Source organism: Streptomyces coffeae, from assembly GCF_016741875.1.
Taxonomy (GTDB): Bacteria; Actinomycetota; Actinomycetes; order Streptomycetales; family Streptomycetaceae; genus Streptomyces; species Streptomyces coffeae.
On sequence record NZ_JAERRF010000064.1, the window covers coordinates 1 to 12,432 of the forward strand.

Below are 12,432 nucleotides of genomic sequence, written 5' to 3' on the forward strand. Positions count from 1 at the left end.
GCGTGGCGGACTTCGACCCGGCGTTCTTCGGCATCTCGCCGCGTGAGGCATTGGCGATGGACCCGCAGCAGCGACTGCTGCTGGAAACCTCCTGGGAGGCGTTCGAGCGGGCCGGTATCGACCCGAACTCGGTGCGGGGCAGCCGATCTGGCGTCTTCGTCGGCACCAACGGCCAGGACTACGGGGCATTGTTGATGGCCGCGCAGGAGAGCGTCGAAGGGTACGCGGGCACCGGAATCTCGGCGAGTGTCATCTCCGGTCGGCTCTCCTACACCTTCGGCCTTGAAGGCCCTGCCGTCACGGTGGACACGGCGTGCTCGTCCTCGCTGGTCGCCCTGCACTGGGCGAGCCAGGCACTGCACAAGGGCGAGTGTGAACTGGCGTTGGTCGGCGGTGTCACGGTGATGTCCACACCGGGTGCGTTCATCGAGTTCAGCCGCCAGCGCGGGCTGTCGGTGGACGGTCGGTGCAAGGCGTTCGCCGAGAGCGCCGATGGCACCGGTTGGGGTGAGGGTGTCGGGATGCTGCTCGTGGAGCGGCTGTCGGACGCCCAGCGCAACGGCCACCAGGTGCTGGCGGTGGTGCGGGGTTCCGCGGTGAACCAGGACGGTGCGTCCAACGGCCTGACCGCCCCGAACGGGCCTTCCCAGCAGCGGGTGATCCGGCAGGCGCTCGCCAGTGCGCAGCTCGCTCCGTCCGATGTGGACGCGATGGAGGCACACGGAACCGGCACCACGCTCGGCGACCCGATCGAGGCACAGGCCCTGCTCGCCACCTACGGCCAGGATCGGCCGGCCGACCGGCCGCTGTGGCTGGGATCGGTGAAGTCGAACATCGGGCACACCCAGGCCGCGGCCGGTGTCGCTGGTGTGATCAAGATGGTGATGGCGATGCGGCACGGCATGCTGCCGCCCACCCTGCACATCGACGAGCCGTCGTCACACGTGGACTGGTCCGTCGGCGCCGTGGAGCTCTTGACGGAAGCTCGGTCGTGGCCGGAGACGGACCGGCCGTGGCGAGCGGGTGTCTCGTCCTTCGGCGTGAGCGGGACGAACGCGCACGCCATCATCGAGCAGGCTCCCGTGGTGGCGCAGGAGGAAGTCCCGGAGCCGTTGCCCGTCGGCGCGGTCGTCCCGTGGGTGCTGTCGGCGCGGAGTGCCGAGGCATTGTGTGAGCAGGCCGCGCGGCTCAAGTCCTTTGTGGACGCCACTCCTGAACTGGCCGTGGCGGATGTGGGCCGTTCGCTGATGTCTTCGCGGGCGGTGCTGGAGCACCGTACGGTGGTGGTCGCCGCCGACCGGTCGGAGTTCCTGGCGGCTTTGGCGGCTGTGGCCGAGGGCCAGGCAACTGGTGCCGCGGTCACGGGAGTGGTCGACGAGCCTGGCCGGGTGGGTTTCCTGTTCTCGGGACAGGGGTCACAGCGGCTGGGCATGGGCCGCGGGCTGGCTGACCGGTTCCCGGTCTTCGCCGAGGCACTTGACGCTGTGCTGAGCGAGTTCGACCCGGCGGTGCGTGAAGTGATGTTCGGCGAGGACGCCGATGCACTGAACGAGACCGGGGTGACACAGCCCGCGCTGTTCGCGGTCGAGGTGGCGCTGTTCCGGCTGCTGGAGTCCTGGGGCGTCCGACCCGACATGCTGGCCGGCCACTCGATCGGTGAGCTGGCCGCCGCCCACGTGTCCGGTGTCTGGTCACTCGCCGATGCCGCCAAGGTGGTATCCGCTCGTGCCGGGTTGATGCAGGCACTGCCGTCGGGTGGCGCGATGGTGGCCATCCAGGCCACCGAGGGCGAAGTTGCGCCCGAGTTGCCTAACACAGTGGGAATCGCGGCGGTCAACGGGCCGACGTCAGTGGTCGTCTCGGGTATTGCTGCCGATGTCGAGGCGGTCGCGGAACGGTGGCGTGAGGCGGGCCGGAAGGTGACCCGGCTGCGCGTCAGTCACGCGTTCCACTCGCCACTGATGGACCCGATGCTCGACGAGTTCCGCCGGGTCGTGGAAGAGGTGTCGTTCGGCGAGCCCGCGATTCCGATCGTGTCCACCCTGACCGGCGCGCTGGCCACCGCGGACGAACTCGCCTCGCCGGAGTACTGGGTGCGGCACGTGCGCGAATCGGTGCGGTTCGCCGACGCCGTGAGCACGCTCGTGGACGAGGGCGTGGGGACGTTTGTCGAGGTGGGGCCGGGCGGGACACTGTCCGCGATGGGGCGGGAGTCCGCGCCCGACGCCGGGTTCGTGCCAGTGCTGCGCGGCGATCGGCCAGAGGCCATGGCTGCCACGACGGCCGCGGGCCAGTTGCATGTGCGCGGCGTCCGGGTGCACTGGGAAGCCTTCCTCACCGGTCGTGGCGCACGGCGGGTGGACCTGCCCACCTACGCGTTCCAACGCGAGCGCTTCTGGCCTGACCTGCTGCCGCTGATCGGTGATGTCTCGGCGGCCGGACTTGGTTCGGCAGAGCACCCGCTGTTGGGCGCGGCTGTCGCCGTGGGCGGCACCGATGGTGTGCTGCTGACCGGCCGCTTGTCGGTACAGACCCACCCATGGCTGGCCGATTTTATGGTCCAGGGTTCGGTCCTCCTGCCTGGTACGGCGTTTGTTGAGCTGGCCGTGCGTGCCGGGGACCAGGTCGGGTGTGACCTGGTGGAGGAGTTGACGCTTGAGGCACCTCTTGTCCTGCCGGAGAACGGCTCGGTGCGGGTGCAGGTGTGGATCGGCGCCGAGGACTCCTCCTCCGGCAGGCGCGAACTGACCTTCCACTCCAGCGCGGGCGACGTCGACGACGGTCGTTCCTGGACCCGGCACGCCACCGGTGTGCTGGGCGCGGCAGGCCGCTCTGGTGGAGTGTCCCTGGTCGAATGGCCGCCCGCAGGCGCGGAGGTCATGGACCTGGACGGGTTCTACGACCGCATGGCCGACGGCGGGTTCGGCTACGGGCCGGTCTTCCAGGGACTGCGCTCGGCTTGGCGCAGCGGTCACGAGGTGTTCGCCGAAGTCGCGCTGCCGGACGGTGTGAAGGCGGAGGGCTTCGGTCTGCACCCGGCCCTGCTGGACGCGACGCTGCACACCATCGGGCTGATGGGCGAGGCCGACGCTCCCGCCAAGCTGCCCTTCTCGTGGTCGGGCGTGCGGCTGCACGCCTCCGGCGCGACGGTGCTGCGGGTGCGGTTGACGCCCACAGGTGCGGACGGGGTGTCGTTGGCGGTCGCGGACGGCTCCGGTGCTCCGGTGGCGACCGTGGACACGCTGATGCTGCGCCCGATGTCGGCGACGCTGTCGCGGCAGGACCAGCAGTCGCTGTTCGGCGTCGACTGGGTGTCGGTGTCCCTGTCCAACGGCGACGGCGACGGCGACGGCCCGACGGTCGAGTGGACCGACCTGGAGGCGCTGGCGCCGTCGGCGGAACTGCCCGACTTCGTCATCCTGCCGTGCCCGATCACCTCCGCTTCTGATCCGGTGTCCGGTGCCCATGAAGCGGCGCACTGGGCACTGAGCACGGTCCAGAACTGGCTTGCCGACGAGCGATACGAAGCATCACGCCTGGCCATCGTGACCAGGGGCGCGATCGCCACCACGGCCGACGAGGACGTGCAGAACCTCACGCACGCCACTGTCTGGGGCCTGGTGCGATCCGCCCAGTCGGAGAACCCGGACCGGATCGTGCTGGTCGACCTCGACGACGAAGCGACCTCACTCGATGTACTGCCTTCCGCCTTGGCCACCGGGGAGCCACAGCTCGCGGTGCGCTCCGGCACCGCCAGCGCTCCGCGTCTGACCAGGGCCAAGCAGTCCGTGGTGGACGACCCCGGCTTCGGTTCAGGTGCGGTGCTGGTCACCGGCGCGACAGGCACACTGGGCGACCTCGTTGCCCGACACCTGGTCACGGAACGAGGTGTGCGGAGCCTGCTACTGGTGAGCAGGCGCGGCGCCGCAGCCGAGGGCGCCGACGAACTGCGCGACGAACTCACCGCGCAGGGCGCCGAGGTGACGTTCGCGGCGTGTGACGTAGCCGACCGGGAGGCCGTTACGCGGCTGCTGGCCGAGCACGAGGTCTCCGCCGTGGTGCACACCGCGGGTGTGCTGGACGACGGCACGATCGGCTCGCTGACCCCGGACCAGGTCGACGCGGTGTTCCGGCCCAAGGTGGACGCGGCGTGGCACCTGCACGAGCTCACCCGCGACCTGAACCTGTCAGCGTTTGTGCTGTTCTCCTCGGCGGCGGGCATCCTCGGTGGCGGGGGCCAGGGCAACTACGCGGCGGCGAACACCTTCCTCGACGCACTTGCCCACCACCGCAGGGCGACCGGTCTCCCCGCCGCCTCACTGGCGTGGGCCCCGTGGGCCGAGGCCGGCGGCATAGCAGGCAGCCTGGACGAGAACGACGCGCTGCCCCTCGCCAACAACGCCATGCTGCCGCTCGGCTCGGCCGAGGGCCTGGCGCTGTTCGACGCGGCAGGCTTCACCGGACGCGCCCTGCTGGCACCGGTGCCCCTCAACCTGCCCGCGCTGCACCGGCAGGGGCGTTCCCACCCCGTGCCACACCTCCTGCGCGGTCTCGTGCGGGGCACGGTACGCAGGACCGCCGAGTCCGCCGCCGCCCGGTCCGCGCTGGCGCAGTCGCTGGCCGGCCTGACCGAGGCCGAGCGGGAGAAGACGCTGCTGGACCTCGTGCTCAGTCAGGTGGCCGTGGTGCTCGGCCACAGTTCGGCACACGCCGTCGTGCCCGACCGTGCGTTCAAGGAGCTCGGGTTCGACTCGCTGACCGCCGTCGAGTTCCGCGACCGGCTCAACGCGGCCACCGAGCTGCGCTTGCCCGCCACGCTCGTCTTCGACTATCCGACCCCCGCCGCACTCGTGGCGCACCTCGGTGCCGAGCTCGCGGGCGCGCCCGTCGTCGCGGCACCCACCCGCAGCACCGTGGCCGTGACCGACGAGCCGATCGCGATCGTCGGCATGAGCTGCCGCTACCCCGGCGGGGTGAACTCACCCGAAGACCTGTGGCGACTCGTCCTGGACGGGGTCGACGCCATCAGCGAGTTCCCCACCAACCGCGGCTGGGACATCGACGCGCTCTACAACCCCGACCCCGACCACATGGGCACCACCTACGCCCGCGAGGGCGGCTTCCTGCACGACGCCGACCAGTTCGACCCGGCTTTCTTCGGCATCTCACCCCGCGAGGCGCTGGCCATGGACCCGCAGCACCGCCTGCTGCTGGAAACCTCCTGGGAAGCCTTCGAACGGGCCGGTATCGACCCGGACTCGGCGCGGGGGCGCGACATCGGCGTCTTCGCCGGCACCAGCATTCAGGACTACGCCACGCTGCTGGCGGCGAGCGAGGAGAGCGTCGAGGGGTACGTCGGCACGGGCAACGCGGCGAGCGTCACGTCCGGCCGGCTGTCCTACACGTTCGGCCTTGAGGGTCCCGCGGTGACGGTCGACACCGCGTGCTCGTCGTCGCTGGTGGCGCTGCACCTTGCGGGGCAGGCGCTGCGGTCGGGTGAGTGCTCGCTCGCGCTCGCGGGTGGCGTGACGGTGATGTCCACGCCGGGCGCGTTCTTGGACTTCAGCCGCCAGCGCGGCCTGTCCGCCGACGGACGGTGCAGGCCGTTCTCGTCGGACGCGGACGGCACCGGCTGGGGCGAGGGCGCCGGGATGCTCGTGCTGGAGCGGTTGTCCGACGCCCGGCGGAACGGGCACCGAGTGCTGGCGGTGATCCGCGGCTCGGCGGTGAACCAGGACGGCGCGTCCAACGGTCTCACCGCGCCGAACGGTCCGTCGCAACAGCGGGTCATCCGACAGGCATTGGCGACCGCCGGTCTGGTGTCGTCCGATGTGGACGCCATGGAGGCGCATGGCACCGGCACAAAGCTGGGTGACCCGATCGAGGCTCAGGCGCTGCTGGCCACCTACGGCCAGGACCGCCCCGCCGACCAGCCGCTGTGGCTCGGGTCGCTGAAGTCGAACATCGGACACACCCAGGCCGCGGCCGGTGTCGGCGGCATCATCAAGATGGTCATGGCGATGCGGCACGGCGTGCTGCCGAAGACACTGCATGTTGCCGAGCCGACCCCGCAGGTCGACTGGTCGATAGGCGACATCGAACTCCTCACCGAGGCCCGCCCCTGGCCGGACACCGACCGGCCACGCCGGTTCGCCATCTCGTCATTCGGGTTCAGCGGCACCAACGCGCACGCCATCCTCGAACAGGCGCCGGTCACCAAGGTCGCCGCGCCGAAGGCCGTTCCGGACACGTCCGTTCTGCCGCTGCTGGTATCGGGTCGCGGCGACGACGCGCTGCGGGCGCAGGCCGACCGGCTGCGCGCCCACCTCGTAGCGCACCCGGAGCTGAACCCGCTCGACACCACCACCACACTCGCGGTGGCGCGAGCCGCGCTCGACCACCGGGCGGTCGTCATCGGGCAGGACCGCGAAGGACTGCTCACGGCCCTCAAGGCGCTCGCGGAGGGGCGGACCGCGGGTGGGCTGGTCTCCGGTGTCGCGGCGGGGCACCGGCTGGCATGCGTGTTCTCCGGCCAGGGCGCGCAGCGGCTGGGCATGGGACGCGAGCTGTACGGCCGCTTCCCGGTGTTCGCCGCCGCGCTCGACGAGGTTCGCGGCCACCTCGATGCCCACGCCGAACAGCCGCTGCTGGATGTGCTGTTCGGCGAGGACGCCGATGCCCTGAACGAGACCGCGGTGACGCAGCCCGCGCTGTTCGCGGTCGAGGTCGCGCTGTTCCGCCTGCTGGAGTCGTGGGGTGTCCGCCCCCAGCTGCTGGCGGGCCACTCGATCGGCGAGCTGGCCGCGGCCCATGTGGCGAGTGTGTGGTCGCTGGCTGACGCCGCCGCGGTGGTGTCGGCACGGGGTCGCCTGATGCAGGCGCTGCCCGAGGGTGGCGCGATGGTGGCGATCCAAGCGACCGAGGCCGAGATCCTGCCGGAGTTGTCCGACACCGTGGGCATCGCCGCTGTGAACGGCCCGACGTCGGTGGTCATCTCGGGCGTCGCCGCCGATGTCGAGGCCGTTGCCGATCGCTGGCGTGAGGCGGGTCGGAAGGTGACCCGGCTGCGGGTCAGCCACGCGTTCCACTCGCCGCTCATGGAGCCGATGCTCGAGGATTTCCGCCGCGTGCTGGAAGGCGTGGACTTCCAGGCGCCGACCATCCCGATCGTGTCCACGCTGACGGGCCGGCCGGCCTCCGCGGAGGAATTGGGTTCGGCGGAGTACTGGGTGCGGCATGTGCGGGAGTCGGTACGGTTCGCCGACGCCGTCGGCACGCTGCGGGAGCAGGGCGCGGATGTGTTCCTGGAGATCGGGCCGGGCGGGGTGCTCACCGCGCTGGGCCAGGAGACCGCGCCCGACGCCGAATTCGTGCCCGCGCTGCGCGGCGACCGGTCCGAGACGCTGGAAGTGGCGACGGCGGCGGGCAGGCTGCACGTGCTCGGTGTCGCCGTCGACTGGACCGAACTGACCGCCGGTGGCACACACATCGACCTGCCCACCTACGCCTTCCGGCGCCAGAGGTTCTGGCCGACCCTGGCCGAGGCCCCCTCGGGCGATATCTCCGGGGCCGTCGACGCACGGTTCTGGGCGGCCGTGGCGGACGGAGACCTCGGTGAGCTGGCGGACGAGCTGGCCGTGTCCCTCGACGACCCGATCGGCGCGGTGCTGCCCCGGCTCTCGTCGTGGCGGCGGGAACAAGCCGAGAACTCGGCGGTCGACGAGATGCGCTACCGCGTGACCTGGCGGCCGGTGAGCGAGCCCACCGCGGCGCTCGCGGGCACCTGGCTCGTGGTCAGCCGGGACGGCGCCGGTGAAGAAGCCGTCGCAGCCGCGCTGAGCAGGCACGGCGCGCAGGTGCTGCCGGTACGGACCGGCGCGGCGGTGGACCGCGACTCGCTGGTCACCCGGGTGGCAACCGACGAGCCCGTCGCGGGCGTGCTGTCGCTGTTCGCGCTCGACCCCGAACTGCCGTCCGGTGGCCTGGCCGCGAACCTCGCCCTCGTTCAGGCCCTCGGCGACACCGGCCTCGCCGCACCGCTGTGGTGCGCGACGCAGGGCGGAGTCACGATCGGTGGCTCCGACGCGTCCACCAACCCGGACCAGGCGATGGTGTGGGGGCTCGGCCGGGTCGTCGGGCTGGAGCACCCCGATCGCTGGGGTGGCCTCGTCGACCTGCCGGACACGCTGGACGAGCGCACCGGCGCCCGCCTCGCGGGCATCCTGTCCGGCGGGCAGGGAGAGGACCAGGTCGCGCTACGCGCCAACGGAGTGTTCGCCCGGAGGCTCGTGCGGGCGTCCTCGGGGCGCATCGGAGACTGGAAGCCCACCGGCACGGTGCTGGTCACCGGTGGTACCGGAGCGCTTGGCGGGCACGTAGCCAAGTGGTTGATCGCGAAGGGTGCCCAGCACCTGCTGCTGACCAGCAGGCGCGGGCCGAAGGCCGACGGTGCCGAGGAGTTGCGCACGGAGCTGACCGCACTGGGCGCCCGCGTCACGATCGCCGCCTGCGATGTCGCCGACCGGGACGCGCTGGCGGACCTGCTGGCCTCGGTACCCGCCGAGTTCCCGCTCACCGCGGTGGTGCACGCGGCGGGCGTCCTGGACGACGGCGTGCTGTCCGGGCTCACCCCGGACCGGCTCGACGCCGTACTGCGGCCCAAGGTCGACGCCGCGGTCAACCTTGACGAGCTGACCAGGGACCTTGAGCTGTCGGCGTTCGTGATGTTCTCCTCGATTTCTGGCACGATCGGCGGGACGGCCCAGGCGAACTACGCGGCCGCCAACACCTTCCTCGACGCGCTCGCGGAACGGCGCGTGGCGGCGGGCCTGCCCGCCACCGCGGTCGCTTGGGGGCCGTGGGACGGCGCCGGCATGGCCGAGGGGCCGCTCGGCGACCAACTGCGCCGCCGCGGCATGCCTCCGATAGCGCCCGAGCGGGCGATCGCCGCGCTGGACCGGGCCGTCCGCTATGGCGACCCGGCGGCGCTGGTGGCGGACATGGACTGGGACGTGTTCGTCCGGGCCTTCACATCGGTGCGGCCGAGCCCGCTGTTGCAGGAACTGTCCGGCGCGGCCGGCGCCCAGGCTCCTGCAGCGGCGGGGATGCAGGACGACCTGGCGGCCAAGCTCACCGCGCTGTCCGGGCCGGAGCGCGAACGCGCCGTGCTGGACCTGGTGCGGGAGCTGGCGGCCGCCGTCCTCGGTCACGATGGCACCAAGCTGGTGGAACCCGGCCGGGCGTTCCAGGAGCTAGGCTTTGACTCGCTCACCGCGGTCGAGTTCCGCAACCTCCTCAACTCGGCCACCGGGCTGAGCCTGTCCTCGACGCTCGTCTTCGACCACCCCACGCCCTCGGCCCTCGCCGCGCACATGCTCGAGGAACTGCCGGGAGGCGGGGCGCCGACCATCGACGCCGAGCTGGACCGCCTTGAGTCCACACTGTCCCTCCTGACGCCGGACGACCAACAGAGCGCCGCCGTCAGTGACCGCCTCCGCGCGCTGCTGTCCATGTGGGACGAAGCGCACACCCGCAACGCGGAACCCGCCGAGTCCGGAACGGACGCGCGTACTGCGTCGGCGGACGAGCTGCTCGCGCTGCTCGACGAACAACTCGGTAGGTCCTGAGCTGATGAACACACCTGAAGGGTCCGAAGTCATGTCCAACGAGGAGAAGTACCTCGACTACCTTCGCCGGGCCTCCGTGGACCTGCAGGAGGCGCGCGGGAAGCTGCGCGAGGCCGAGGAGCGCGAGGTCGAGCCGATCGCGATCGTCGGTATGAGCTGCCGGTTCCCCGGTGGCGTGCGGTCGCCGGAGGACCTGTGGCGGCTTCTGCGGGACGGCGAGGACGCCGTCTCCACGTTCCCCACCAACCGGGGTTGGGACCTGGAGGCGCTCTTCGACGACGACCCCGACCGGCAGGGGACCTGCTACACCCGTGAAGGCGCTTTCATCCACGACGTGTCGGACTTCGATCCCGCCTTCTTCGGGATCTCGCCACGTGAGGCCGCGGCGATGGACCCGCAGCAGCGGCTGCTGCTGGAGACGTCGTGGGAGGTGTTCGAGCGGGCCGGCATCGACCCGCATACGCTGCGGGGCAGCCGGTCGGGCGTGTTCGTCGGCACCAACGGCCAGGACTACTTGGCACGCCTGGCAGCAACCGGCGCACCGGACGGCTACGAGGGCTACCTCGGCACCGGCAACGCCGCGAGCGTCATCTCGGGCCGTGTCGCCTACACGTTCGGCTTCGAAGGCCCCGCGCTGACCATCGACACGGCCTGCTCGTCGTCCCTGGTCGCCCTGCACCTCGCGGTGCACGCGCTGCGACACGGCGAGTGCCCGCTCGCCATCGCGGGCGGCGTGACGGTGATGTCGACGCCGGGAGTGTTCATCGACTTCAGCCGCCAGCGTGGGCTGGCGGCGGACGGCCGCTGCAAGGCGTTCGCCGACGGCGCCGATGGCACCGCTTGGGGCGAGGGCGTCGGCCTGCTGCTGTTGGAGCGGCTGTCGGACGCGCAACGCAACGGCCACCCCGTACTCGCGGTGGTGCGGGGTTCCGCGGTGAACCAGGATGGTGCGTCGAATGGTTTGACGGCGCCGAATGGTCCGTCGCAGCGGCGGGTGATCCGTCAGGCGCTGGCGAGCGCACGACTCTCCGCGGCACAGGTGGATGCGGTCGAGGCGCACGGCACCGGTACGAAGCTGGGCGACCCGATCGAGGCGCAGGCGCTGCTGGTGACCTACGGCCAGGGCCGGCCTGCCGACCGGCCGCTGTGGCTGGGGTCCATCAAGTCCAACATCGGGCACACGCAGGCGGCTGCGGGTGTCGCCGGTGTGATCAAGATGGTGATGGCGATGCGGCACGGTGTGCTGCCGCCCACCCTGCACGTGGACGAGCCGTCGTCACACGTGGACTGGTCCGCCGGTGCGGTGGAGCTGCTGACCGAGTCTCAGCCATGGCCGGAGACCGGTCAGCCGTGGCGGGCCGGTGTGTCGTCGTTCGGTGTGAGCGGGACGAACGCGCACGTCATTGTCGAGCAGGCTCCCGTGGTGGAGCAGGAGGAAGTCACGGAGCCGGTGCACGACGGCCTGGTGCCGTGGGTGTTGTCGGCCCGGAGCGCCGAGGCGTTGCGGGAGCAGGCCGCGCGGCTCAAGTCCTTTGTGGACTCGAGTCCTGAGCCGGCCGTGGCGGATGTGGGCCGTTCGCTGGTGTCTTCGCGGGCGGTGCTGGAACACCGTACGGTGGTGGTCGCCACTGAGCGGTCGGAGTTCCTGGCGGCTTTGGCGGCTGTGGCCGAGGGTCAGGGGACCGGTGCCGCGGTCACGGGGATGGCCGACGAGCCTGGCCGGGTGGGTTTCCTGTTCTCGGGTCAGGGGTCGCAGCGGCTGGGGATGGGGCGTGAGCTGGCGGCCCGGTTCCCGGTGTTCGCCGAGGCGTTGGATGCGGTGCTGGGCGAGTTCGACCCGGCGGTGCGTGAGGTGCTGTTCGGCGAGGATGCCGATGCCCTGAACGAGACCGGGGTGACGCAGCCCGCGCTGTTCGCGGTCGAGGTGGCGCTGTTCCGGCTGCTGGAGTCCTGGGGTGTCCAGCCGGATGTGCTGGCCGGACACTCGATCGGCGAGCTGGCCGCGGCTCATGTGGCAGGTGTGTGGTCGTTGGCTGATGCCGCCAAGGTGGTGTCGGCGCGGGGTGCGCTGATGCAGGCACTGCCCGCGGGTGGCGCGATGGTGGCGATCCAGGCGACCGAGGCCGAGGTCTCGCGCGAGCTGCCTGACACCGTGGGGATCGCGGCGGTCAACGGGCCGTCGTCGGTGGTCGTTTCAGGTGTTGCTGCCGATGTGGAGACGGTCGCCGAGCGGTGGCGTGAGGCGGGCCGGAAAGTGACCCGGCTCCGGGTGAGCCATGCGTTCCACTCGCCGCTGATGGACTCGATGCTGGACGAGTTCCGCCGGGTTGTGGAAGAGGTGTCGTTCGGCGAACCCGAGATCCCGATCGTGTCGACGCTGACGGGCCGGTTAGCGAGCGCCGAGGAGCTTGCCTCGTCGGAGTACTGGGTGCGGCATGTGCGGGAGTCGGTGCGGTTCGCCGACGCCGTGAGCACGCTCGTGGACGAGGGCGTGGGGACGTTTGTCGAGGTGGGGCCGGGCGGGACACTGTCCGCGATGGGGCAGGAGTCCGCACCCGACGCCGGATTCGTGCCAGTGCTGCGCGGCGATCGGCCGGAGGCCGTGGCTGCCACGACGGCTGCGGCCCAGTTGCATGTGCGCGGCGTCCGGGTGGACTGGGAGGCGTTCTTCACCGGTCCTGGCGCGCGGCGGGTGGATCTTCCGACGTACCCGTTCCAGCGCGAGCGCTACTGGCTGGACGCTCCGTCCATTGATCTGGGCGTTGATGAGCGGATGTCGCCGGTGGAGGCGCGGTTCTGGGGGGTG

General features: G+C 71.3%; 1 protein-coding gene and 1 pseudogene. Both read left to right on the forward strand.

Going from position 1 to position 12,432, the window contains the following annotated elements; genetic code table 11:
- Positions 1–8: 8 nt before the first annotated feature.
- Positions 9–9,626: pseudogene (locus JK363_RS40350) on the forward strand (type I polyketide synthase); the annotation flags it as partial.
- A 31-nt stretch (positions 9,627–9,657) separates the two neighbouring features.
- Positions 9,658–12,432: type I polyketide synthase (locus JK363_RS40355; RefSeq protein ID WP_201883316.1), on the forward strand; the 2,775-nt coding region annotated here is incomplete at its 3' end.